Origin of the sequence: Geomicrobium sp. JSM 1781026, from assembly GCF_041949955.1 — a bacterium.
Taxonomy (GTDB): domain Bacteria; phylum Bacillota; class Bacilli; order Bacillales; family Marinococcaceae; genus Geomicrobium_A.
Genome location: NZ_JBHFQF010000002.1, coordinates 111,427 through 135,836, shown reverse-complemented (window position 1 = coordinate 135,836; position 24,410 = coordinate 111,427). Strand labels below are relative to the sequence as shown.

Genomic DNA, 24,410 nt, shown 5'->3' with positions numbered 1-24,410 from the left:
GCACGGCGTGTGCGCTCAATTCTTTAGTGGCAAGGTGACGATCATCGTGCCAGGGCCGACGGTGATGCCGTCGGCATTTTCTGTCCAAAGCTTGATTTCCACGAACGCTGTGCCCTCTTCAATCCACTTATTAGCGACCGTTCCATTGGTAGTGACGGTCTCTCCAGCTGTATTAAACGTCTTCATTTTGAACCCTTTCAGTCGCCGGATCGTTCCAGCAGGTCCGATATAAGCACGAACGGTTTTCTCCCACATGCCTTGCAAGAAGACATTATTGGCATACATATCCTCTGCGCCCGATTGCCTAGCATACTCACTGTTATGATGGATGGAATTAAAGTCTCTCGTTGCTCCCGCCGCCATCACAAGTCTGTACACCGACAGGTGAAACGTTTCCGGGCGCAAAGCTTCGCCTATTTGCACGTCCTCCCAATAGCGCTCATTCATTTGCACTGCCTCCTTTCAAATGTGGGTTGTACCGGTACGTGCCGATCGACACGTTCGCCACTCGTTCAGCGGACTGGTTCTTGATGACTGATGCCCAGCGCATAAATGCGCCTCGGCCGACGGAGGTTTCTTTAGGTACGCATGACGTGAGGCGGTTGCCTTCTTGGTATAAGTGGTCGCCAACGTAGCACGGCTGGATGTACTCGATGTCGAGGTCGGTATAAAAGTACCCGGTCGTGACGGGTTCGTGGTCAGACACGAAGCCTTGAACCGGGCTCTGCTCTGGTTGGGCATCGGGGTGGGCGCTCGTAAACTGCGCGCCCATCTCTTTGTTCCAATACGGCTGCGTAATCCAAACGAACAAGCTGCTATACGGGGCAATGATGCGTCCGTAGCCATACTGCTCTGCTACGTGTTGGTCGGTATGTAGCGGGCAGTCGAACTCTAGCGGTTCGACAAAACGGCGCACCGCGGATGCCTCAATTGGGTCCGCTCCCCAAAGCTGCTCCCCAGGACAAAAATCGGTACCTACGCGTTCAACTATCGGTTGCCATGCACGTTTCCAGTCTGGTTGCATATGAAAAACCCTCCTTCTATTGGGAAGGAGGGTGCAAAAATGGTGCCAATACGGGTGAGATGGGCGATTTACTCCATCCACTCCGGCTTTCCGAACCCTTCGAACTGCTCGTCAATGATTTCTTCGAACTGTTCGGATTCGATTACATCTACGATGTCTTGAGCAAGCTGCCCGTCTTCGTCCTCGGCACGGACGGCGACGACGTTGCGGTACTGATCAGGCATGTTTTCGAGTGCGAGCGCATCCAACAGGTCCATCTCAGCACCGAGGGCGAAGTTCCCTGGCACAGCGGTAAGCGCTGAGCTACCGACTTGGCGCGGCAGTTGTGCGGCTTCCAGCTCAACAAACTGCAAATCGAGGGGGTTGCCGGTAATGTCACGGGCCGATGCGGTGAGCTCGTCGATGCCGTCTTCAAATTCGATGAGCCCTTCTTCTTCGAGCATGATGAAGGCGCGGGCGGCGTTGGTCGGATCATTTGGAATCGCAACTTCCGCGCCTTCAGCAACGTCGCTCAAGTCACTGTATTCATCGGAATACAACCCCATCGGTGCAGTCGGAACGGTGATGAGCCCGACGAGATCGAGGTTGTTTTCTTCAGTGAAGTTCTCAAGGTAGACGGTGTGTTGAAACAAATTGGCGTCGATTTCTTCATTTGCTAGCGCATTGTTCGGATACACATAGTCGGAGAATTCTTGAATGTCGACGGAATACCCCTTTTCTTCCAAGCCGGGCACGATTGCCTCCGACAACATATCGCTATAAGGACCAGCGGTAGCTCCCAATGTGATGTCGCCAGCCGTCTCCTCGCTGCCTTCACTTTCGTCTCCGCAAGCGGACAATACCAATACACTTCCTAATAAGAATACGGTCGATTTTTTCAACTGATTTCTCTCCTTCTCTATTTAGATACTCTCTTTAGCTGGGACATGGATCTTACTTCTCGTTGCTTGCGTTCCGGGTAGCGCCCCTAGGAGGAATGGCATTTGCTATGACCGTCGCTCCTGTTTTGACCCTTGCACCTCTTGCGGTTTTATGTTCGTTTGTCCACACGCTTAGCGATTAGATCTCCAATTTGTTGGATTACTTGGACGAGGACGATGAGCAACACAACGGTTGCAATCATGATCGTTGTGTCGTACCGGTAATGGCCATAGCGAATGGCAAGATCTCCGATGCCGCCCCCACCGACAACACCGGCCATCGCCGAATAAGCGATGAGACTAATAATCGTAAGGGTAAGCCCTTGAATAATTGATGAGCGGGCTTCTGGGAAGAGGACGTCTTTCATGATCATCCAAGGGGTGGCACCTGTTGAAATCGCCGCCTCAATCATGCCTTTGTCGATATCCCGAAGCGCAGTTTCAACGATGCGCGCAAAGAATGGGATGGCGGCAACAGATAAGGAAACGCTCGCCGCGACAGGTCCAGTCGTTGTACCAACGAGCAGCCCGGTCACCGGAAAGAGTAAAACGAGCAAGATGATGTACGGAATCGAGCGGACGATGTTGACGATAAAGCCAAGTGTCTGCTGCAAGATGACGTTCTGCCAAAACAATCCGCGGTCGGTGACGAATAAAATGATGCCGAGCGGCAAACCGATAATGATCGCGACGACGGTAGATATGCCGATCATCTGCATCGTTTCCACAAATGCTTCTGCCATGTCGGGCAACAAATTAATTAGATGTTGAAAGTCCATCGCGTAACACCTCCACATCTGCTTGTCGTTGCTGAATGTAGTTAATACCCGTTTGTACGTCACCGATTTCTCCGCGCAGCTCCATGATGAATATGCCGAGCGGCCGGTTTTCGATGTATTCAATCGCACCGTGCAAGAAGTTTCCTTTTATGTCGATTTGTTGCAACATATCCCCGATGATGCCTTCACCAGCTACCGTGCCACGAAATGTCACTTTAATAATTGTCCCTGTGCAACCAGCAAGCGTTTCTTCTGGCACTTCAAATGAAACGACGTTGGAGATGAACTCTTGTGTGAGCGCCTCTTGCGGATCAGCAAATAGGTCATATACGCGCCCATGCTCAACGACTTCCCCGTCCTGCATAATCGCCATTCGGTTACAAATCTCTTTCACCACACCCATTTCATGGGTAATGAGTACAATCGTTAATCCTAAGTCTCGATTCAAATTTTTTAACAACCGCAAGATGGATTGCGTCGTCGTCGGATCAAGAGCCGACGTAGCCTCGTCGCACAAAAGCACCGCCGGGTTATTTGCAAGAGCACGCGCTATGCCGACACGTTGTTTCTGACCACCGCTCAGTTGCGCCGGGTAAACGTCACGCTTATCGGAAAGTTCAACTAATCCGAGTAGCTCGTCGACCCGTGCGGGGATGGCTTCTTTCGACTCCCCTGCTGCTCGAAGCGCAAACGCCACGTTGTCATAGACCGTTTTTTGACTAATTAAGTAAAAATGCTGAAAGATCATGCCAATCTTTAGTCTCTGCTTACGGAGCTCTTCCCCCTTCAATTTGGTCATCTCCGTACCGTCAACGCTGACTGAACCGCTCGTCGGTCGTTCAAGCACGTTTATGCAGCGCAGTAGCGAACTTTTCCCTGCCCCGGAGTATCCGATGATGCCAAAGATATCTCCACGTGCAATCGCCAAAGTCACATCCTTAACACCGGTCACCGTTTTCTTTTTCGTCTGATATACTTTTGTCAAATTGTTAATTTCAATCATCTCTCGACCCCCAACCCAATAAAAAAAGACCCTTTTCGTCTGAAAAAAGTCTTGAATGGCAATGTGCACAATTTCACGACTTATCTTTCAGAATTGTTGCATTCTGCTGGACTTGGCACCTTCCTCAATGGAGGTTGCCGGACGTCATCGGGCCATTCCCTCGGTCACTCTCGATAAGCAAAATATGAAGTTAGTAGTAGCTATCGTAATACTTTAAAGCGATAATGTCAACAGAAAATACTAACTTTTCTGATCGGAATTGAAGCATGATTTTTATTGCAGGAAGCGGATGAACGATGTCGAATCTTCTTACATAAGCTCCCTCAAATAGGCTATGCACATCCGGGTGCGAACCCGAAGCGAACATAAAAACCCTGGGTGACCCGCACCAAAAATCGGGTCAATTTTGTGAAAGTATGTAATGATTGCTAGTTTATACCCCCATTAATGTGCGAAAAAAGTAATTGTTAGAAGAAAAAATAAACGGATATTGGTCAATAGACCCTTAATTTCGCAGTCGCACCCTGTATGGGTGCGTGGATTGAAATTCCTGGGTGTTGGATCGGAAAACCATCATCATCGTCGCACCCTGTATGGGTGCGTGGATTGAAATTTTTTTAGCAACACTACCTAAAAAGAGAAAAAGTGTCGCACCCTGTATGGGTGCGTGGATTGAAATAAGGTTTGTCGTATAAATCATAGGCTTACCGTCACACCCTGTACAGGTTCAACTCCCGCCGTCCTCAGCAGGCACATCATACTTATGTATGCGATTGCATTATGCTAGGTTTCGTACCGCTTCTCTAGGGTGCGTGGATTGAAAAATATAGAAGGATGGGGTTGTTTATCCCTAGTAGTCCTGACAGCTCTCGCTCGTCAGGAAAACGAAACAAGGCCGCCACTATATTGAAGTGGGGGCCTTGTTTCATGTTTGTTTACTTTTTCTCTTTTTCCAAGTTGATACACGTATTACAGCTGTTATTCAAAATTTATTTCCATTTTTTCGGATTTATTCTTTTTCTTTTAGGGAAAGGGTAGGCAAGGAGATGATCGGATTGAATCCTTTGCGAGCTGTAACGATTATGAGCGCCGCCGCTTTGTCTCAATCTATGGCAGGAGAATTGGTGCCTGAACCAAGTGAGCCTGTGGAAGAACAAGAAATGGTTGAGGTGGAAGCAGAAGAGGAGCAAATACTCGATGAAGAAGAAGTGATTGGCATTGTGAGTGATGATTTTCAAACTGAAGCGGAAAGTTATCGCTTGATGAATGAAGGGATTAATGATGACGATGAATATGTCATTACCGTAGCAGAGTCCGTTTCGGACGAAAACGGTGACTCGTCCCACATAGCGACACTCAACCGCTATTATGTAAATAAACATACAGGCGAGTTTTGGAAAGAATATGACTAGGCAGTCTTTGTAAAATAGGGTTACTTTTTATGAAAAGTACAACATATATCGGCATTAAAAAACGCCTCTTGCGACGGTGACTTATTACCGTTGCAAGAGGCGACTTCTTTACACGCCGGAATAAGCCATAAACCCTCCGTCAACCGGGACTGTTATACCAGTGACAAAGCGCGATGTTTCGTCATCGGCAAGCCAGAGCAACGTGCCGAGTAAGTCTTCAGGTTCACCGAATCTTCGCTGTGGGGTATGATCGATAATTTTGTTCGCACGTGCGGTACGTCCCCCGTCTGGGGTGGTGAGCAAATCGCGATTTTGTTCAGTGAGGAAGAACCCTGGCGCGATTGCGTTCACACGTATTCCCGTCTCTGCAAAATGGACAGCTGTCCATTTTGTTAAGTTGTCGATGCCAGCTTTGGCGGCACTGTAGGCCGGTACTTTCGTCATCGGAGCCGGGGCCGACATGGAAGAGATGTTAATGACTGTGCCCCCGCTTGATGTCATATCTCGGGCAAATACTTGTGTAGGCAAGAGTGTGCCGACGAGATTTAGACGGAACACGTGATCAAATCCGCTTAATTGCAGATCAAAAAAAGATCGAATATTGCTTTCTAGATCGCCAGTTTCGTACGTTTCTTTTTCGGTGATCGCGTCGGGGTGATTGCCACCAGCACCGTTAATTAACAGGTCGCACGCGCCGAACGTTTTCTTTACTTGCGCGTAAGCCGCAGCGATGCTCGTTTCGTCTAACACGTCGCAACGGACAGCCACAGCTTCTCCGCCTGCAATGTTGATCTGTTCGGCGACTTCTTCACCGTTCGCTACATTTCGGTTTAGTATCGCGACTTTCATGCCTTGGCGCGCGAGCTCTTTTGCCATAGTCCGGCAGAGCACCCCACTGCCTCCTGTAATTACCGCTACTTTCCCTTCTAAATTCGTATGTTTAGGGAGCATGTGATTTCGCCTCCTGATTCGTTTTTTCAACAAGTTCATAAGCGTCCCAAAGACCCCATAAGTGCATGATTCCTAATGCCCGGTCGTACAACCCATACCCTGGACGACATTGTTCGTTCCATAAATGTCGGCCGTGGTCGGGGCGGACGTACCCTGTAAAACCTGATTCGTGATACGCTCTGACGACGTCATCAATTGGAACGGACCCGTCTTTCGTTCGATGGGACGTCTCAATAAAATCCCCATTTTCATAGATACGAACATTTCGGATGTGAGCAAATGCGATGCGATTATGAAAGCGGCGAATGATCGCAGGGACATCGTTTGCCGGATTTGACCCGAGTGAACCGCTACACAGCGTAAGACAGTGAGACGGACTGTCGGAAATGGCCAAATACCGTTCAATCGCTTCTTCACTATTGATAATCCTTGGCAATCCAAACACAGACCACGGTGGATCATCTGGATGGATGGCTAGTTTAATATTTTCTTCTTCTGCGACTGGCAACACTCGCTCTAAGAAATAGTGGAGATTCGCCCATAAATCTTCTTCACTCACTTGCTCATATGCTCGAAGTGAGTGTTCGATCGTCTTCAAGCGTTCCGGCTCCCACCCAGGCATTGTGAATTCAGAGTCCGTCGTTTGTTCGATTAACTCATACGGATCCATCCGGTCAACTTTCCCTTTTTCATAGAAAAGGGCAGTAGAACCGTCTTCTAATTGTTTAAAAAGATCGGTTCTTGTCCAATCAAATACCGGCATGAAATTGAAGCAGACGACGCGCGCGCCTGCCTGAGCAACGTTTTTTAACGTTTGCTTGTAGTTGTCAATGTAACGGTCTCGCGTGTCAGCGCCGAGTTTGATGTCTTCATGGACGTTAATGCTCTCCACGACGTGAAGATGAAAGCCGTGGGTATCGGCGTATTTTTTGACACGCATGATGTCTTCCAGTGGCCACACGTTACCTGCTGGCTGATCGTGAAGAGCCCACACAAGCCCTTCTACGCCAGGAATTTGTTTAATTTGCTCGGCTGTAACGGAGTCATTGCCTTCTCCGTACCAGCGAAAAGTCATTCTCATCGCGCCCAACTCCTTCCACTAAAATTCAATAACGACTTTTCGTACATTCTCAGGTTCATTTTCCAACAGAGAGAATGCTTCTTTAACATCTTTAAAATGAAACCGATGGGAAATGATCGCTTCTGGTTTCAGCTCTCCAGCATTCACTTTTTTAATGACTGTAGGAAATTGATGCGTCTGTAGTCGAGAACCAACAACGTTTAATTCTTTCTTCGTAAGTTGAAAAGAAGGAATGAGTGACGGCTGCTCATTAAACCCTAACGTCACGACCGTTCCGGCAACTGATGCAAGTTGAACCGCTTGCTCAAACGTACTCGTAATGCCGACCGCATCGATCACGACGTTCATCATTTCGCCATCCGTTGCTCTTGTCACTTCTTCTTCCACGTCTGTCGTTCCCGGGTTAATGACTCGATCTGCTCCGATAGACGTTGCGTAATCAAGACGATTCGTATTGAAATCTGACATCCACACTGTCGCCCCTCGCTCTTTTGCGAGCAATAGACAAGCTATGCCTGTCGGGCCCGCCCCCATAATGAGTACAGTGTCCCCAGACTGGATGTTTCCACGAAAACTAGCTTGCGCACCGATCGTCAACGGTTCAATAAGTGCCGCAGCTTCTTCAGTCACGTGATCTTCGACCGGGTGCCAATTTCTCTCATCGGCTCGCATCCATTCGCTCATGCCACCGTCAGCATGCACGCCGTACACGACGAGGTCTGTGCATACGTTCGGGCGGTCGTTCTTACATGCATAACACGTGCCACACGAGCGAATCGGCTCTAGGGCGACGAGGTCGCCCTTTTTCACGTTTGTAACAGCAGCACCCGTTTCTTCAACACGTCCTGCCACCTCATGTCCAATGACTCGAGGGTAAACGGTAAACGGGTTGCTTCCGTGATAAATGTGCATATCCGAACCACAAATTCCAACCGTCGTTACACGTACAATGACGTCAGTTTCGGTTTGAACTTTTGGGCGTTCCGTGTCAACGATGTCGAGTTGGTGAGGTTGTTTTACTTGAATGGCTTTCATCTTCATCATCCTTTACTCAAATAGTCCGGGTAAAAATAGTGATAATTGTGGTACGTACGCAACGATAAGTAAAACGAGAATCGCAACAGCGAAAAATGGAAGCAACTCTCTAACCGTTACTGTAATTGGCACTTTTGCAAATGATGACGCAACGAACAAACAAACCCCGACCGGTGGCGTAGAAAGTCCAATCATGAGTGCGAGCACCATGACGACACCGAAGTGAATCGGGTCCATACCAATACTTGTCGCAACCGGAAGTAGTACGGGGAACAAAATGACAAGTGCCGCGATGGTCTCCATAAACATTCCTAGCACAAGCAATAAAAGAATAATGAGCAGAATAACAAAAATCGGGTTCTCTGTAATCGAGAGAATACCGTCAGCTATGACAAGCGGCACACCTTCACTGACTAGAATCCAGCCGAACGTGTTCGCAAATCCTACGAGCAAAAGGATGGAAGCCGTTGAGATGAGTGTGTTTTTAATGATGGACGGTACTAGCTTGAGATTTAACTCTCGATAAACAAATTTTCCAACGAGAAACGCATAGATCACACATACGACAGCAGCTTCAGTTGGTGTGAAATACCCACCAAGAATCCCCCAAAGAATAATAACGACCATAATTAGCGCCCAAAACGCCCCTAAAAACGTTTTTCCAATTGTAGAAAGTGACTGCTTCTCCCCTTTTGGATATTGGCGCTTCACACTAATGATGTATGTGACGATTAAAAATCCAATCGCAAGCAACAAGCCTGGGATGGCTCCAGCCAAGAACAAATCACCGATGGAAATGCTAGCGAGCGTACCGATAATGATCATCGGCAACGATGGAGGGAGCATCGGTCCAACTGTTGATGAAATTGAGGTAACTGCCGCTGAAAAACCCGACCCGTACCCTTGTTTTTTCATCGCTGGAATCATGACTGATCCGATACTCGCTGTGTCCGATAACGCCGTACCTGAAATCCCAGCAAACCCAAGGGAAGAAGCGACGTTCGTCAGCGCAAGTCCCCCGCGAATGCGCCCGACAACCGCATTAGCAAAGTCAATAATTCGATTCGTAATCCCGCCAGCATTCATTAAGTTTCCTGCAAGGATGAAGGCTGGAATCGCAAGCATGACAAATGAATCAATTCCGGCAAACATCGTTTGCGGAATGACTGTAAGAGGTACGCCGGCAACGAGTAAGTAAATAAGTGATGAAATCCCTAAGCTAAACGCAATCGGTATCCCAAGAGCAATGAGTAATAAAAACAATACGATGACGAGGATAGCCATTAGCTTTCTTCTCCTTTCTCGTCATGGGCACCTTGCAGGCGTTCAATGATGGTCACAACCCCATACACGATTAACAATAAACCGAGGATCGGTACAGCCGCATACGCATAGGCCATAGGTATTCCTAGTGTTGGCGCGTAGAAATCTAACCCTAATCCCGTAAACTGTATACCAAACACGAAAAGTACCGCTGAAAATAAAATAATAAGCACACTAATGACGGTTTCATAGATTCGTTGAATTGATTTTGGAAGTGCCAAAATTAACATGTCAATGCGGATAAATTCTTGTTTTCGTAAAGCCAAAGGAGCTGCCGTAACAATTGAATAAACAAATAAGTAGCGAGAAAGCTCTTCTGTCCACGTAAAGTCATACGGAAAATACCGGCTCAGGATTTGAATGACGACGACGAGCAATAAACCAGCAAATAATAAGATCGTCGTTGTTCCAAGTGTCGCATCGACTTTTTCCATCTGCTTCATTCACTCTCTCCTCCTTCACCTTCAGCGAGAATATCTAAGTACAACTCATTCTGTTCTTCTGTGAAGTACTCTTCCAGTGCTGGCATCATTGCTTCACGAAACGCTTCTTGGTCCACGTCGTCATTAAATGTCATGCCTTGCTCATCTAATCGCTCTCTTACCGCTTCGGTTTCTGCTTCATGTAAATCTTGAGCATACGCTTCTGCTTCAGCCGCTGCTTCTTTGACCGCCGCTTGCTGATCTGCTGGCAACGCTTCCAATTGCTCGGTGCCAACGACCACATATATCCATGACCGCACGTGCTCGGTTTCATTTAAGTATTGTTGCACCTCATAAAATCCGTTGCTCTCAATTAAGTCATTCGGATTTTCTTGTCCGTCGATCACCCCTTGTTGCAACCCGGTAAACACTTCGCTCAAACTGAGCACTTGCGGTTGTGCTCCTGCTTGTGACCACGCATCTAAAAATAACGGTACGTTTGGTACACGCATATTAAACCCGCGCAAATCTTCCGGCGTATTAATTTCAACATTCGACGTTAAGTTCCTTGGTGCTCGTTCCATATAAAAAAGAGGTGTGAGTCCGATATCACGCTCGATATCGCTTTCAATAATGCCACCTAATGGGCCTTCAATGACACGACGCATATGGTCCTCATCTTCAAATGCGTACGGTACGGCGAGCATGACCGCGTTTGGCGTCCACACTTCTAACGTCTCTCCAGTAATCGTGAGGTCGGTTGCACCGTAGCGAATGGAGTTGATGTTATCTACTTCACTGCCTAACTGACTGTTCGGAAAAATATCAACCACAACAGCACCGTCTGTTTTTTCTTCGACGAGTTCAGCAAACTCTTCGGCTGTTCGGTGCCACAAGTGACTCGAATCAGAAATGTGTGTCATTTTCCAACGAGTAACATCCTCTTCTGAGGAGGAGGACGTTTCGGCTGCGCATCCGCCGAGTAGCAGCACAGCACCAGAGACACAAGCCAAAAACCCTTTCCACATTGCCTACACCTGCTTTCTAGAGGTTTTTACTGAAAATAATCCGGAAATTCCGCTTTTAGCGGGGATTGGTCATACTGCAACAACGTCAAGTGCTCGTGCATAATTTCCATTCCAGCTCGTTCATCTTTTTGCTCAATTGCCTGAACCATCGCTTCATGTTGTTCAATGAGGAGGTTCCAATTCAATTTCAAGTTCATGCTCAATTTACGCAATCTTTGCGAATGCACATCCATACGTTGTATGACTTGCCAAACACGTTTTTTATTTGTACCTTCTGCTAAGAACAAATGAAAATCGCGATCCAACAAAAAAAGGGCTTGTTCATCTTCTTTCTCCTTGGCAAGCTTTTGCTTTTCAATGTTTGCCAACATATCCAATCGTTTCGATTCCGGAAAAGCATGGCATGCGAGCTTCATCATCCCTACTTCTGCTTGCTCTCTAAGAAAACGGGCTTCTTCAACGTGGTCCAAATCAATAAGTGTGACAAATGAGCCTCGTTGTGGCAAAACCGTCAGCAACTCATCTTCGGTTAATTTAAGAAAAGCTTCACGGACCGGTGTCCGACTCACTTCCAAATCATCAGAGATTTCTTTTTCGGAAATGACCGTCCCCGGCGTAAGCTCGAGACTTAATATTGATTCACGGATCTTCTCGTACACATACTCTCGGGTTGATCCTTTAAAATTTGTCCGATTCAACTTCTCTCACCTCCTAAAAATGATGCTACCACACTACCATACAAGTATGCTACTATTATTTTAAAGCGTTTACATACTTAAGGAGTGATTAATGAATGGGTACGCTCACAGAACAACAGCTAACAGACATAACGACAACGGCTTTTACACGTGGTGGTATTCCAAAGCACATCGCAGAACATGTAACCGACGTGCTCGTGCACGCAAACTTACGTGGTGTTGATTCCCACGGCGTGCTTCGGGTCGAACATTATCTTCGACGAGTAGCTGAAGGTGGTCTCGATGCCCATGCGGAGCCGACATTCACAAAAACATCCCCAAGTACAGGGATCCTTGATGGCAACAACGGTTTTGGTCATTACATCGCAAAAGAAGCGATGAATCAATCTATCCAGATTGCAAAAGAACAAGGCATCGGTGCTGTCGCGGTTAAAAATAGCAGTCATTGCGGTGCGCTCTCCTACTTCGTACAGCAAGCTGCAGACGCTGGCATGATTGGCCTTGCCATGACCCATACAGACAAAGTGGTCGTTCCGTTTGGTGGTACAGAGCCATTTTTCGGTACGAACCCAATTGCCTTTGGCTTCCCGTCCGCTAAAGAAGAATCCGTCATTCTAGACTTCGCTACGAGTACCGTCGCTCTAGGAAAGATTCTACAAGCAAAAGAAAAAGGACAATCCATTCCTGAAGGGTGGGGCGTCGACAAAGACGGAAATTCTACAACTGACCCTCACCAAGTCGTCTCCCTCACACCCTTTGGTGGACCGAAAGGCTATGGTCTTGCGATGGTTGTAGAAATATTCTCAGCATTACTCACAGGAGCCGCCTTTGGCCCACACGTATCTAAAATGTATGGAGACTATGGACAAAATCGCGAACTTGGCCACTTCGTTTTGGCGCTGGACCTTAGTGTGTTCACACACTTGGAAACATTCACGAAACGTATGGACATAATGATCCGTGAACTTCGGTCCATTCCAGCCATTGAAGGCAACGAAGGAGTCTTTGTTCCGGGAGAAATCGAGACACAAACGGCCAAAACAAGAAAGCAAAGTGGCATTCCACTGCCAGGATCTGTTTACGAGTTTCTTATGGAAAATGGACGGTAGCGGCGCTCTGTACCGGCAAATTTCCTTACAGTTTGAGAAAACTACACAATCATCCCTATGTAACATGAGCACCTACCGTCGCGCCGATCTCGTTTTTCAGCGTGACGCACTGCATCTGTTCCCTAGTTCACATATTCTGTTACCGAGTTAGTCAAATGTTTCCGCTCTGCGGAATAAAGCGGGCAACTCGGTAACAGCTTGTCTCAACTCGAGAACAGTTTTGGCCGATCCAACCCGGCCGTCACTACATGTGCAAAGCCCGTGCGATTCCCGCACGGGCTTTGTCTCATTGATTCTGATCTTCTTCGGCTTCAATTTCTTCGTTGTTGAAGAATTCAACATCGACGTCAATTTCGTCATAGGTCTCATCTAAATCGAACGCTGCCACGACGGCTTGAACCAGCTCATCTGGCGAGGTTTGCTCATCAATGTCGAGTTCCGGCAGAATAGAGGCAAGTTGATCAAGGGCTTCATCTCCTGCTACCTGGATGTTTGATCCACCCCTAGTGTCTTGAATTTCTGCTTCGGGGTTGCCGTTGTTGTAATCGTAATCCACTTCGTACTCTTCACTTCCGTACTCGACATCCAATTGAAATTCTTCAAAAGACAGCGACTCGTGCCAACCGCCGGTTGTTTCGTCGCCTGCCATACCCTCATCTTCTGTTGGTGTAGACTCTTCCATCGGCGGTTGTTCATTTTCTACCGTTCCGTCGTCCGTACCGCCACACCCAACGAGTCCGAGGGCGATAAGGATCGACAGGCTAGCCATGTTATACTTCTTCATCCGAACATTCCTCCACAATCGTTTTCTTTAAGGTGCCCAACTCACCCAAATTTAAACAAAAAAGGCAGGCCTTCGCCTGCCGAATCATCATTATAAATCTGTAATCGTCCAGATTGCTTGCCCGCTCGTGAATGGATTTTCAAAGATAAACTCATACTCATCAGAAGCGTTCACATCAAACGGCACTTCACCACGATTATCACGACCCGGACCAATCTCACCGTCCAACGAACCTGTCGTTTCAGTATAAATCGTACTGTTGTGCGTATACCCTTCTCCGTCTTGAAGACTCATCTGCATCATCGTTGAAATGTTCGCCGCCTCATCCGTCGTGTTCTCAATCGTCAAATCAAGAATCACATAATGATCATTTTCCGGCGTCTCCCAATCACTGCCCGCACTTGTGTACGCATCATTTAACGTAATTTGCAAGCCGTCGAAATTCATCGTGTCCCCAATTGAAATGGACTCCTCCACGACCTCCTCTTCTTCTCCCCCACCCTCTTCTACTGCAGATTCTTCCGAAGCCTCTGCTTCCTCTTGTTCCGTTTCCACCTGCTCCACATCACTCACATCACAAGCAGCAATCACGACCATTGTTGCCCCGAGACCCATTGCCAAAAACCATTTCTTCATACGAACCCTCTCCTTATGTTTGAATTACCTTCATCATAAAGAGAGCACTGACAAGTGATGTCAGTGCTGTAAAAAAGATTACAATTTTCTTTCGTAGCGATCTACTTGTTCTTTGAATTCCGCTGCTAGTTGTTTGCGCACATCATGTGGCGCTAACACTTGTGCATCCGTTCCGAAACCCCGAACCCATCGGAGAAATTCCTTCTTGCTGCGAATCGTCGTCTTTAAGAGTAACGCCCCGTCTGGTTGTTTTTCTAATTCGGTTTCTGTATAAAATTGGACTTCAGTGACATAACGGGCAATGTCGGCCGCAAAGCGAACGACGAAGGTAGTCGCCTCCTCGTCGTCTGCAAAGATCGTCCAACGGTTCTCTAAGTATTCATCAATGTTGAAGTCCGGGGAGATCGAGAACGTCTCCTTCGTGACACCAATCGTCTCAATTCGGTCCAATCGAAAGATTCGAAACCCTTCACGCGTTGCACAGTATGCAGTGATGTATAGATGACCGCCACGGGGAATGATGTAGTACGGGTGAATCTTGCGCTCGGTTCGGGTATCTCTAGAGATCGTGTAATACGTAATGTCGAGCACCCGGTTTTCGGTAATCGCCTCAATCATTGCCGCCATAATGTGGTTACGGTCGGGGTCCCCGTGCTGGTCGTGAAAACGGATTCTGCCACCAAGTTCTTCGCGGAAGTTCGTCATCTGTTGTTGGTCTTCGTTCGTTAATGTCTTTAATTTGCGAATAGCCGAGTTGTACGTCGGATGGTCCTCAGCAATGCCAGGCTGAAAGATCGGAAACACGGTCAGTGCGACCCACTCTTGCATCGTTAACAGTCGGTTCGGGTAGTTCGGTGTACTCACGAGCTGATAACCTTCGTGGTGGTTCGTTACATAGTGGATGCCCATCTCTTCTAGCTCGCGCATATACCGATAGATCGTGCGTTCCGACACGTGAAAGCGCTCAGCGAGAACGGATGCCGTCACTTTTTCTTCTTCATTAAGAATTCGCAAAATGTCGAGTAATCGACCTGCTTTGTTCGTTTTTTCTGCCATAAAATGTACCTCCACTCAAAAAGGGCACGGATTTCTCCATACCCTGTCATTCTCTTCAAACAGCAACATGTTCCTTTTTAATATGCTCATACGCTTCCTTCACCCGTTTAAACTTATGTACATCTCCAGTTGGAGAGTCGGGGTGGTACCTTTTCGCCATGATTCGGTAGCGTCTTCTTAGCTCGTCGGCACTCACCTGATCGGTTGATTCAAACTCTAATATTTGTAGATATTCATCGACGTGACGCCCAAATCTGTTGCCGACTTTTTCCGTTAGCATCCGCCCTGCTTCAGCTTTGTAGTGTTGAAACGTCGTTGCCGCATGAAGAAATTCAGCTTCACTCGTTGGCATTGCCGTACGAAAAAGCATGTTCTTTTTTCTCATTGTATTGTTCGCCATGATCGTTTCTAGTGCGAACGATACGAGATCGACTAAGTCGTTTGATCGCGGAAGTTCTTGCTGCACAACTCTTCTGTAGCGCGAGAATGCCCCCACTTTATAGGTGAATTGTAGCTGCTCATTAATGATCATCGTTCCAACATACTGTTGCTCACAAGTAACCCCGCTTCGGGCCACCTCTTTCTCGTTAATGAATAGCTCAATCTTGTTGTGCGGATCGTGAATAAGTAGCCGACCTCCGGTTATTTCACAGTACTGGCGATGCCGATGTCCAGCAAGCACAAAAAAATGAACATTCTTGCCTGTAAGCGTGGCATTGCCATGAACATAACTTTTATATTTTCGAACATCAATGGCATCTTGCCGACGAGAGGTTACGTAATACCACCCCGCCACTGCAAAAGCAATTATGATTATGAGCCCTACCGATGCAACCATGCACATCACCCCTTTTCTACGTGTCTCCTTAGTGTAATAGTATTTCATGAAGTTATGTAACGCAATGCATGATGGGTGATTCTTCCTATATTAACTTTTTTACGAGCAATCGGACAACTGACCGACCAGCCAGATATAGAAGTGAAGAGCCAATCAAGACGGTATTTCGTTCTAACGGTTTAAACCAACCGGTGTCATTTGGGATGAAAAACGCCCCTAACACGACGGAAACAGCGGTGACGAGAACGAACACCTTCAGCAAATCTTTCACGTCAACCCAGGCGGCGAGCACACCACCGACGAGGATCGCAATAACGACACCGATGCTAAGTGGCGCAAACCCAGCGATTTGGTGATACTCCAAATAATGAAACAAAAACGGCACAGGAACGAGCAAAGAAAACAGACCGTAACCCAAGCGCAAATGATCACCTCCCATAGCTATTCTATTCGCTTCATAGGTATTTTTTCCCTTTTGCGGTTGCAACTTTTTCTAACAAATTTCCATTTTACTGAAACAAAACGACATCCAATCACGTTATAATAAGTAGAGATAAAACTGAGAGGTGACCTATGAAAACCATTTCTGAATTTATTGCCGAATACAGAAAACTTCCCGATGATGTAAAAGAAGTCGCCTTTCTCTATGCGATGGCGAGCATTAAGAAGAGAGACCCGGTTGTTTACGAGAAAACCGTCGAGAAAATCGAGCGCCTAAAAGGCCAATATGAGATCGAGTAGTAAGGCTGCGAGGGCAGTCTTATTTTTTGTTCATATATAGAAGGAATTTATTGAATGGTGTAGTACTCCCTAGTATGAAGGAGTGTGATTTTTCAATGACAAATCATTTCGACGCCATCGTCATCGGCGCAGGCCTTGCCGGCCTCGTTGCGGCAACGGAAATGGCGGATAGAAATAAGCGAGTCCTGCTACTCGATCAAGAACCGAGAAGTTCACTTGGCGGACAGGCATACTGGTCATTTGGCGGGCTCTTTCTCGTCGATACACCCGAACAGCGTAGACTTGGCGTACGAGACTCTTTCGCACTCGCTTGGCAAGATTGGCAAGGGACAGCAGGGTTTGACCGAAAGGATGAAGATGCGTGGAGCACGAAATGGGCGAAAGCCTATGTGCAGTGGGCGGCAACCGAAAAAAGAGAGTGGCTCCACTCTCTCGGCATCCGTTTCTTCCCAGTTGTCGGCTGGGCCGAGCGGGGTGGCAGCACCGCCGACGGGCACGGCAACTCCGTTCCCCGCTTTCATATTACGTGGGGAACCGGGCCGGGTGTTCTCGAACCTTTTATTGACAAACTTCATAAATATGAACGAAATAACCAGATAACGTACTTCCCCCGTCACCAAGTGGACGAGCTTATCGTAGAGAATCGTCAAGTCGTTGGCGTTCGCGGGTCGGAGCTCGTTCCTTCATCAGTCGCTCGGGGAAGAGAAACGTCCCGGGAACGAGTAGGGGATTTTGACTATCGAGCCTCGGCAGTCGTTGTCGCGAGCGGAGGGATCGGGGCCAACTTTGATTTGATTCGGAAAAACTGGCCTGAGTGGCTAGGCAGAGCACCGAAAAAGATGATTGCTGGCGTGCCTGCCCATGTGGATGGGCGAATGATTAGCATTGCTGAGCGTGCTGGTGGACGTGTCGTCAATCGCGACCGAATGTGGCATTACACAGAAGGGATCCGGAATTGGTACCCGATCTGGAAGCAGCACGGCATTCGTATATTACCTGGCCCGTCTTCGATGTGGTTTGATGCTACCGGTCGTCGGTTCCATCCTCCGAACATGCCAGGGTTTGATACGTTATCTACACTTAAAGCGATTACGAACACCGGCTATGATTATTCTTGGTTTATCCTTACACAAAAGGTAATTGAACGAGAATTCACTCTTTCAGGGTCTGAACAGAATCCCGATTTAACAGGAAAGAGCATAAAGAAAGTGCTGAAGCGTGCGCTCCCCGGTGCACCTGAGGCGGTTCAAGCGTTTGTCGACCATGGGGAAGACTTCCTTGTCGCCACGACCGTCCGGGAACTCGTAGACAAGATGAATGCGTTGGGCGAAGGACCGGTGTTGTCAGCTGAACACATCCACGAACAGATGGCGGCAAGAGACCGGGAGATCGATCATACTTTTACTAAAGATGCGCAAATTGCTGCCATTCGCAACGCGCGCACATTTACAGGAGATCGTCTTATTCGCGTCGCGAAGCCTCATAAGATGTTAGACCGTGACAATGGCCCACTTATTGCTATTAAACTTCATATTGTCAGCCGTAAAACGTTAGGTGGGCTGCAAACGAATCTTAATGGCCAAGTGCTGCACGAAGACGGTGAACCGGTTCCGGGATTGTATGCAGCTGGCGAAGCGGCTGGCTTTGGAGGCGGGGGATTGCACGGGTATCGCGCGCTCGAAGGAACGTTTCTCGGCGGGTGTTTGTTTACTGGTAAAGTCGTTGGTGAAGCGATTGCCAATCGTTAAAAAAAGAAACCGCCAATCATTCAATTTGGAATGATTGGCGGTTTTTCGCTATTCAAATGTAAATCGCGTTCCCTCATCGGTTTCTTCATATAGCTCAATTCGATCGTACCCATCGCTGTACTCACTTGCATCTGCAGCACTATCAAAAATGATGTCCCCTGCAGCTTCAATCGGAGTGAGCTGCCAGTTCTCACTCGCTTCTACATCGATCGGCCCATCATGGGCAATGATGTAATCAATAATAATCTGTCTGTTCTCATCCGTTGTCTCGAGAACCGTTTCGACATCTGCATCAAGATGATCTTCCCCGCCAGCGCGGTAATTGTTCGTTGCTACATAAAATCGATCGTCGCTCTCAACTGGCTCACCATCATATTCTACGTTCAATACGCGTTCACCTTCATCATTCGTTACATCAACTTCGTAGGTGACATTTTCAATCACGTCAAAGTTGTAGCTCGAAAAATCTTGGTTAACGAGTTCTTGGTCAGCGTCTTCGTCCGGATCAATTTGGTTGAAATTCAAAGCGGAGTACTCAAGCCAATTCTTCAATTGGTCACCGTCGACTTCCACTACGTGTAACGTATTCGGAAATACGTACACATCATTCATGTCGCGAATGGCCACTTCACCTGCATCAACTTGAGTGAAATCCCCACCTCGTCCGGCACGGAATGGTGCGGCAGCAGACAAGAGTGGCAGATCGTCGTCTAACTCTCCATTCGCTTGCAACTGCTCCATATAATCCAGCTGCGCATCGTTAATTAATTGGACAACTTCATTGTCCTTCACTCGTGAAAAGTACGTATTAATATCGGTCGTAATTTCACCAACTGGACTGTTTACGTAATTAACCGTTGCCTCGTGTGCATCTTGCACGAGTGCTTCCATGCCTTCATGTGATGGGACGTCTTCTGTGCTCCGGATTTCTGATTCGGCAGACACAATTGTCCACTCACCATCTTCCACCGTTAGATCAAAGTTGAGGAACCCGAGATGGCTACCCCAAGATCCTGGCATGACCGCGGGTACGTCATTAATTGTTCCAGCATCTACATCGACCGCTTCGACTCCATCATAATCTTCACTAGGAAAATGGTTATGTTGATGGCCGAGTAACATGCCGTCAATCCCGTCAATTTCGCTCAAAGGAATCGCTGCATTCTCACTCGGATTGTCACTATCATCAATTCCTGAATGGGCGATGGCAATGATTAGGTCAGCGCCTTCATCCTTCATTTCTGGCACGAATGTTTGTGCGGCATCAGCAATTTCCAGTGTCTCGACTTCACCTTCTAAGTGAGCGGCATCCCAGTTCATGATTTGCGGAGGCACGAGTCCAATGAACCCTACCGAAATGGCCTCACCGTCAATGTCTTTTTCGACAATCGTATACGGTTCATACACAGGGTCTTCGGTGCCAGGTTCAACGACGTTTGCAGATAACCACGGGAAATCCGCGTCAGCAATCGTTTCATCGAGGAAATCCAACCCGAAATTAAATTCATGATTTCCTAACGCCGCTGCATCGTAGTTCATTTCATTCATTGCATCCATGATAATATGCGTCTCATCTTCTTCTAACGGTTCAATTTGTGCTGGCATGTCACCAAGTATGCTTCCTTGAATCGTATCGCCATTATCAATAAGCATCGTATGTTCAAATTCTTCTCTCGCTTCTTCTACGAGTGTATGTACTTTCGACAGTCCGATCGTTTGATCTTCTTCATCATTCATATAGTCGTAAGGCATAAGATGTGCATGAATATCTGTCGTACCTAAAATCGATAGTGTCGTTGTGTCTTCAGAATCTGTGTCCTCTTCCACGTTCTCATCCGTAGGTTCATCGACTTCTGACTCAACATCTTCATCGTTACACGCCACAAGTGTAGCCGATAAAGCGATTACAGGTGTGAGTATTGCGAACTTTTTCCCTTTAATCATATCAATCGCCTCCTCCAAAAGTTACGCTCTTATCGTAGCAACGTCACCATTGACCGACAACCAATACAGGTGAAAACAAGAAAAATGTACCATAATACTTTTGAGCAAAAATGCTTAGAGACTCATAATGTTGGAATTGTGTTACAACGAAACGACACACAAAAAAGAGCAGGGGTGGGTGTTTTCCTGCTCGTCCGTCACGAAATATTCTTTATGAAGAGCCGTAATATATTCGCATAAAGCTCCGGTTGTTCAGTTTGGACGTGGTGTCCGGAAAAAGGAATAACTGCGACACGGACGCCATCGTTCATTGTAGGATAGCGTTGCACCCCTAGCGTTTCATGGGGTTGTGACTCACCAACAATAAACAACATAGGCGCCTGAATACTGCTCAAATCGCCGACCGCTTCAAACGGGTACGAATTAAGTTGTAGAAAAAAGTGAGCGAGGGCGCGCCAACCTTGGCCATGAATCTCGTCCAGTTGTGCGGCTGATTCACGGTTATTCATAACTGCAGTAATTTCGGCCGCTTCCGCTTTCGACAGCTCGTCCCAGTTGTCCGGTACTTTTGGCATAACACCTGAAAAGGTTAACGAACGTACAGAAGAATGATGTTGTTTAGCAAAAAAGATACCGATCATTCCACCAAGGGAGCATGCGACGATATGAGCGTACTCGACCCCTATGTGTTCGAGCGTCTCGTTTAGATCATCTGCACACTTCACATAGTAATCTTCCACATCTTCTGTAGCTGAATGTCCGTGGGCTCTTAAATCCGGCAAAATGACCTTGAAATCAGCTTGCAAATCGAACACTACGTGTTCAAAATCGTGGACGCCGTATGAAGAAACACAACAGGTACGCCATCTCCTCTTACTTCCGTGTGCAAAATCATCTAGCTGTCCCCTTCAGCAACCTCTTCTGGATCTTGTACTTGGTCTTCCTCAGCGGCAAGTTCAGGGGCTTTATGATTTTCTTGTTGCTCAAAAAATAGATTCATCGCTTCTCTTGCCATCGTATTGGCAATGCCTGAGTTGTTGCCGTGGTCATCTAAAGCGACACTCGGCACGATTACGGCGACAGCGATTTCTGGATTATCGTACGGGGCGTATGCCACCATCGTTTGGTTGTTCAATTCCATACCGTTCACCGTTGTTTGTGCGGTACCTGTTTTCGCAGCTAACGTATAATCGGTGCTATTGCTGCCGTTAAAGTCATCATAGGCAGTACCACCGGTTTGTCCGGATACGGCAACGACTTGCCGCATTCCTTCTTGCATTCTCTGAAAATCTGCATTCGTATTGCTGACCGTGTTCATGACTTCTGGCGCATAGTGGCGGATGCTCCCACCTGCTGTTCCGTTTTCCATACTCGGCTCAAGCACATCACGAACGAGGCGCGTGCGCATCCGTTCCCCGCCATTTGCCATCGTGGCACTGAATTGCCCGAGTTGTAGAGGGGTGTAGGTATCGTACTGCCCGAAGCTTAAATACAAGAGATTACCGGAATTGCTAGTGCCAATCAAACCTGAAGATTCCCGAGGAAGATCAATGCCAGTTTCGGTTCCTAACCCAAACTGAGCATAATGTTGACGCAAGTCATTATGCGCTTCCCCAAGTCTCGGCCATTGGTTCGTCGAACGATTCACTTCAGCTAAACGCATTGAAATTTCTGCCATGTAAACGTTCGAAGACCGACGAATCGCATCCAAATCGTTAATATACCCCATGTTTGTCCACGAATTAATATCCGGTGTATTATCTAAGCTAATTGTCGCATCTTGAATAACTGAACCATGACCTATAACGCCATAGTTATAACCAGCAAGAACTGTCGCAGCCTTAATAGAAGACCCGACTTCATATGTGTTATTAATCGTTCCTAAATTCCCGTTATACCCTACTAGGGAAAGAATATCACCGGTTGACGGTTCAATCATGACGACGTAAGCGTCACGACCGTCTGGGAATACGTGGCCGCCATAACTATGGAGTACATCACTAACAAGATCTGTGACGTCTTGCTGCAAGCGCATATCAATCGTAAGTCGTAAATCATTCCCGCGGCGTCCTTCATCTGTAATCACGCTCCCGTCTGGTTGCGTCCTCACGACTGCCTTCTCGCCCCGAAGCACTTCTTCGTATTCGTTCTCAAGATACGAAACGCCGACTTGATCACTTCGTTCGTACCCCCGCCCAACATACCCACTAATAAGTTCCGACGGAATGGAACCGATGCTGCCAAAAAATTCGGTGAACTGTTCGCCATAAGGGTAAATCCGCTCCGCATCACGCATCAGATCGGTGCCTGGCATATGATGCAACATCTCTGCCAGTCGGTGCGCTTGTTCTTCGTCCAACCCGGTGGCAATGCGGTTTGGCGAATGATTGTAACCGCTCAGCATCTCTGCCCAGATGACGACGGCTTGTTGTTCGCTCTCACTATAGCTGTTCATAATTTCTTCGTCATTCAGACGATCGAGTTGCAACTGGTAGATTTCATCATCCTCAAGCTCGCTCGCCTCATCGTTACTTACGATGTTGGCGACATAGTCACGCAACGGGCCTGCTTCATCATCGTCACCGGTCGGTTCAATGGACGCTGTATACAGAAAATAATCTTTCCATTCCCGCGGGTTGACTGACTCGATGTCGTCTTCCTCTATCTCCAAAAATTCCACGAGATCGTGCGCGATTTCATAACGCTCGCGGTCATTATTCGGAGTATTCGTATACGTGAGCGCCAGCTGCAAGTCGTTATCAACGAGCACGTAATTGTTGCGGTCATACATGATCCCACGCGGCGCTTCCACATTTGCTGTCTGCTCTTCTTCGTTCGTGAGCATCCGTTCGTATGAATCTCCTTGGACGATCTGAATATACCCTAATCGTAAAATTAAGATCGAGAAAAGAATAAACACACCGACAAACAAAATATTTAGTCGAAAAGGAATGTGATTCTTTCTTTTATGCTCGGCCATCACGCACAACTCCCCTCAACCGCTCAAAAGGGAGTAGCCATCAATCATACCCACCTTCTGGATCCGGTAAAGCTTGGTATTCTTCTTTCGGTTCAATCACTTCAAAATGTATAAAACTCAACCACTCGCTCAACTGTTCGTCATTTCCGTCACACTGAGCGGAGATCCACTCACGTTCAACTCGTTCACCGTTAATCGTCATTTCAACATGATTCTGACCGTGAGGGTCTACGCATTGGACGTCACTCACATATTCAGCCGTCTCTAAAAGGTTCACTTCGACCATTCGGTCATATATTTCTTCCATTTCCGACTCAGTGAGCGATAAATCAATCGTCACATCGCCATTAGGAATCAAATCTTTCGTAACCGTCCCCTCATACGTATCTATACCGTTCGCCCCTGCGTATCCATAGGTGAGGGAAAAGTTGAAATCATCAGGCATTTCAGCAGGGAATGAAACTTACTCAACTGATTCATTCTGATCACAACCGACGACCAGAATGACCAATAACAGAGCCATTCGTAACAATCTCGTCCATTTAATCATAGCACAAATCACTCCTTTAATACTATGTATGGTCGATATATTAATAAAATTGTTACAGGCATTCAAAGCTCAATAATATGTATCATTGGGTTAGATCATTTGTATGAAATGGCTTGAATGGCGACACCCTTCTTCTTGCGCCATGAGGAGGGAAGAGAACACGTTGCGAAAAGTGTTCGAGCGTTACAACGAGGGTACTCGTCGGAAGTTTGTGGAATTCACCTAGTAACGTCTAGGAAACCCCTCTATTTCTAAACAGAAAGGTTGCATGAAAAATAATACCGATGAAGATAGGTTTACTTGCACTAAGATTTAAAGATAATTGATATACAAAATGAATACAATATT

Annotated in this window: 24 protein-coding genes, 1 pseudogene and 1 riboswitch; of the genes and pseudogenes, 4 read left to right on the top strand and 21 right to left on the bottom strand. The window is 47.2% G+C overall.

The annotated features are described in order from the left end of the window. Positions 1 to 15: 15 nt before the first annotated feature. The 5 genes from ACE1TF_RS03615 to ACE1TF_RS03595 form a co-directional block, all read right to left on the bottom strand. On the bottom strand, positions 16 to 447 hold the full coding sequence (locus ACE1TF_RS03615; RefSeq protein ID WP_375014330.1) for a hotdog family protein: 432 nt from the start codon (positions 445 to 447) through the stop codon (positions 16 to 18). Further along, positions 440 to 1,024: an FAS1-like dehydratase domain-containing protein gene (locus tag ACE1TF_RS03610; protein ID WP_375014328.1), complete on the bottom strand. Its 585-nt coding sequence runs from the start codon at positions 1,022 to 1,024 to the stop codon at positions 440 to 442. Before ACE1TF_RS03610 ends, ACE1TF_RS03615 begins: the two co-directional genes overlap by 8 nt. 68 nt (positions 1,025 to 1,092) lie before the next feature. Further along, a complete protein-coding gene (locus ACE1TF_RS03605; protein WP_375014326.1) occupies positions 1,093 to 1,905 on the bottom strand; it encodes a MetQ/NlpA family ABC transporter substrate-binding protein in 813 nt (270 codons plus the stop codon). 149 nt (positions 1,906 to 2,054) lie between these two features. After that, entirely contained in the window at positions 2,055 to 2,723 is a 669-nt protein-coding gene (locus tag ACE1TF_RS03600) for a methionine ABC transporter permease (protein WP_375014324.1), read from the bottom strand. Then, entirely contained in the window at positions 2,701 to 3,726 is a 1,026-nt protein-coding gene (locus ACE1TF_RS03595) for a methionine ABC transporter ATP-binding protein (protein WP_042400519.1), read from the bottom strand. The genes ACE1TF_RS03600 and ACE1TF_RS03595 overlap by 23 nt, the downstream gene beginning before the upstream one ends. 77 nt (positions 3,727 to 3,803) lie before the next feature. Further along, positions 3,804 to 3,906: riboswitch (SAM riboswitch) on the bottom strand. Between the two features lie 875 nt (positions 3,907 to 4,781). On the opposite strand from ACE1TF_RS03595, the gene ACE1TF_RS03590 reads away from it, so the two are divergent. Then, positions 4,782 to 5,138 carry a hypothetical protein gene (locus ACE1TF_RS03590; protein ID WP_375014322.1) on the top strand — a complete coding sequence of 119 codons (357 nt, stop codon included), beginning with the start codon at positions 4,782 to 4,784 and terminating at the stop codon, positions 5,136 to 5,138. Between the two features lie 108 nt (positions 5,139 to 5,246). Here the strand turns inward: ACE1TF_RS03590 and ACE1TF_RS03585 are convergent, their stop codons facing one another. Genes ACE1TF_RS03585 through ACE1TF_RS03555 form a run of 7 tightly spaced genes read right to left on the bottom strand, consistent with a single transcriptional unit; the run spans position 5,247 to position 11,676 of the window. Continuing rightward, complete coding sequence (locus ACE1TF_RS03585) at positions 5,247 to 6,089, bottom strand: SDR family oxidoreductase (RefSeq protein ID WP_375014320.1); 843 nt, start codon at positions 6,087 to 6,089, stop codon at positions 5,247 to 5,249. Continuing rightward, positions 6,079 to 7,170, bottom strand: a complete 1,092-nt coding sequence (gene uxuA, locus ACE1TF_RS03580; RefSeq protein ID WP_375014318.1) for a mannonate dehydratase — start codon at positions 7,168 to 7,170, stop codon at positions 6,079 to 6,081. Before uxuA ends, ACE1TF_RS03585 begins: the two co-directional genes overlap by 11 nt. Before the next feature lie 18 nt (positions 7,171 to 7,188). Continuing rightward, entirely contained in the window at positions 7,189 to 8,205 is a 1,017-nt protein-coding gene (locus tag ACE1TF_RS03575; protein ID WP_375014316.1) for a zinc-binding alcohol dehydrogenase family protein, read from the bottom strand. A gap of 12 nt (positions 8,206 to 8,217) precedes the next feature. After that, complete coding sequence (locus ACE1TF_RS03570; protein ID WP_375014314.1) at positions 8,218 to 9,489, bottom strand: TRAP transporter large permease; 1,272 nt, start codon at positions 9,487 to 9,489, stop codon at positions 8,218 to 8,220. Beyond that, the gene (locus ACE1TF_RS03565; protein ID WP_375014312.1) at positions 9,489 to 9,971 is read right to left on the bottom strand and encodes a TRAP transporter small permease; all 483 of its coding nucleotides are present in this window, start codon (positions 9,969 to 9,971) and stop codon (positions 9,489 to 9,491) included. Before ACE1TF_RS03565 ends, ACE1TF_RS03570 begins: the two co-directional genes overlap by 1 nt. Then, positions 9,968 to 10,978: a TRAP transporter substrate-binding protein gene (locus tag ACE1TF_RS03560; RefSeq protein WP_375014310.1), complete on the bottom strand. Its 1,011-nt coding sequence runs from the start codon at positions 10,976 to 10,978 to the stop codon at positions 9,968 to 9,970. The genes ACE1TF_RS03565 and ACE1TF_RS03560 overlap by 4 nt, the downstream gene beginning before the upstream one ends. Positions 10,979 to 11,004: 26 nt before the next feature. Beyond that, complete coding sequence (locus ACE1TF_RS03555) at positions 11,005 to 11,676, bottom strand: GntR family transcriptional regulator (protein WP_042400536.1); 672 nt, start codon at positions 11,674 to 11,676, stop codon at positions 11,005 to 11,007. A 95-nt stretch (positions 11,677 to 11,771) separates the two neighbouring features. On the opposite strand from ACE1TF_RS03555, the gene allD reads away from it, so the two are divergent. Next, the gene (gene allD, locus ACE1TF_RS03550) at positions 11,772 to 12,785 is read left to right on the top strand and encodes an ureidoglycolate dehydrogenase (RefSeq protein ID WP_375014307.1); all 1,014 of its coding nucleotides are present in this window, start codon (positions 11,772 to 11,774) and stop codon (positions 12,783 to 12,785) included. 286 nt (positions 12,786 to 13,071) lie between these two features. Here the strand turns inward: allD and ACE1TF_RS03545 are convergent, their stop codons facing one another. From ACE1TF_RS03545 to ACE1TF_RS03525, 5 genes are all read right to left on the bottom strand, one after another. Beyond that, positions 13,072 to 13,569, bottom strand: a complete 498-nt coding sequence (locus ACE1TF_RS03545) for a YusW family protein (RefSeq protein ID WP_375014304.1) — start codon at positions 13,567 to 13,569, stop codon at positions 13,072 to 13,074. A gap of 90 nt (positions 13,570 to 13,659) precedes the next feature. Further along, the gene (locus ACE1TF_RS03540) at positions 13,660 to 14,205 is read right to left on the bottom strand and encodes a DUF4352 domain-containing protein (protein WP_052363769.1); all 546 of its coding nucleotides are present in this window, start codon (positions 14,203 to 14,205) and stop codon (positions 13,660 to 13,662) included. A gap of 78 nt (positions 14,206 to 14,283) precedes the next feature. Then, positions 14,284 to 15,261 (bottom strand): helix-turn-helix transcriptional regulator, encoded by a 978-nt coding sequence (locus ACE1TF_RS03535; protein WP_375014302.1) that lies wholly within the window; start codon positions 15,259 to 15,261, stop codon positions 14,284 to 14,286. 55 nt (positions 15,262 to 15,316) lie between these two features. Beyond that, positions 15,317 to 16,099, bottom strand: coding sequence for a J domain-containing protein (locus ACE1TF_RS03530; protein WP_375014300.1), 783 nt, complete (start codon positions 16,097 to 16,099; stop codon positions 15,317 to 15,319). 85 nt (positions 16,100 to 16,184) lie between these two features. Beyond that, entirely contained in the window at positions 16,185 to 16,523 is a 339-nt protein-coding gene (locus ACE1TF_RS03525; RefSeq protein WP_375014298.1) for a hypothetical protein, read from the bottom strand. A 149-nt stretch (positions 16,524 to 16,672) separates the two neighbouring features. On the opposite strand from ACE1TF_RS03525, the gene ACE1TF_RS03520 reads away from it, so the two are divergent. Further along, a complete protein-coding gene (locus tag ACE1TF_RS03520) occupies positions 16,673 to 16,840 on the top strand; it encodes a hypothetical protein (protein WP_193744317.1) in 168 nt (55 codons plus the stop codon). Between the two features lie 95 nt (positions 16,841 to 16,935). Continuing rightward, positions 16,936 to 18,588 carry an FAD-binding dehydrogenase gene (locus ACE1TF_RS03515; protein ID WP_375014296.1) on the top strand — a complete coding sequence of 551 codons (1,653 nt, stop codon included), beginning with the start codon at positions 16,936 to 16,938 and terminating at the stop codon, positions 18,586 to 18,588. Positions 18,589 to 18,636: 48 nt separating this feature from the next. Here ACE1TF_RS03515 and ACE1TF_RS03510 read toward each other — a convergent pair whose 3' ends face one another. From ACE1TF_RS03510 to ACE1TF_RS03495, 4 genes and pseudogenes are all read right to left on the bottom strand, one after another. Further along, positions 18,637 to 20,532: a bifunctional 2',3'-cyclic-nucleotide 2'-phosphodiesterase/3'-nucleotidase gene (locus ACE1TF_RS03510; protein WP_375014294.1), complete on the bottom strand. Its 1,896-nt coding sequence runs from the start codon at positions 20,530 to 20,532 to the stop codon at positions 18,637 to 18,639. A 197-nt stretch (positions 20,533 to 20,729) separates the two neighbouring features. Continuing rightward, positions 20,730 to 21,350: pseudogene (locus tag ACE1TF_RS03505) on the bottom strand (alpha/beta fold hydrolase); the annotation flags it as partial. Between the two features lie 77 nt (positions 21,351 to 21,427). Then, complete coding sequence (locus ACE1TF_RS03500; protein WP_375014291.1) at positions 21,428 to 23,512, bottom strand: peptidoglycan D,D-transpeptidase FtsI family protein; 2,085 nt, start codon at positions 23,510 to 23,512, stop codon at positions 21,428 to 21,430. Between the two features lie 40 nt (positions 23,513 to 23,552). Next, positions 23,553 to 23,957, bottom strand: a complete 405-nt coding sequence (locus ACE1TF_RS03495) for a hypothetical protein (RefSeq protein ID WP_375014290.1) — start codon at positions 23,955 to 23,957, stop codon at positions 23,553 to 23,555. Positions 23,958 to 24,410 lie beyond the last annotated feature (453 nt).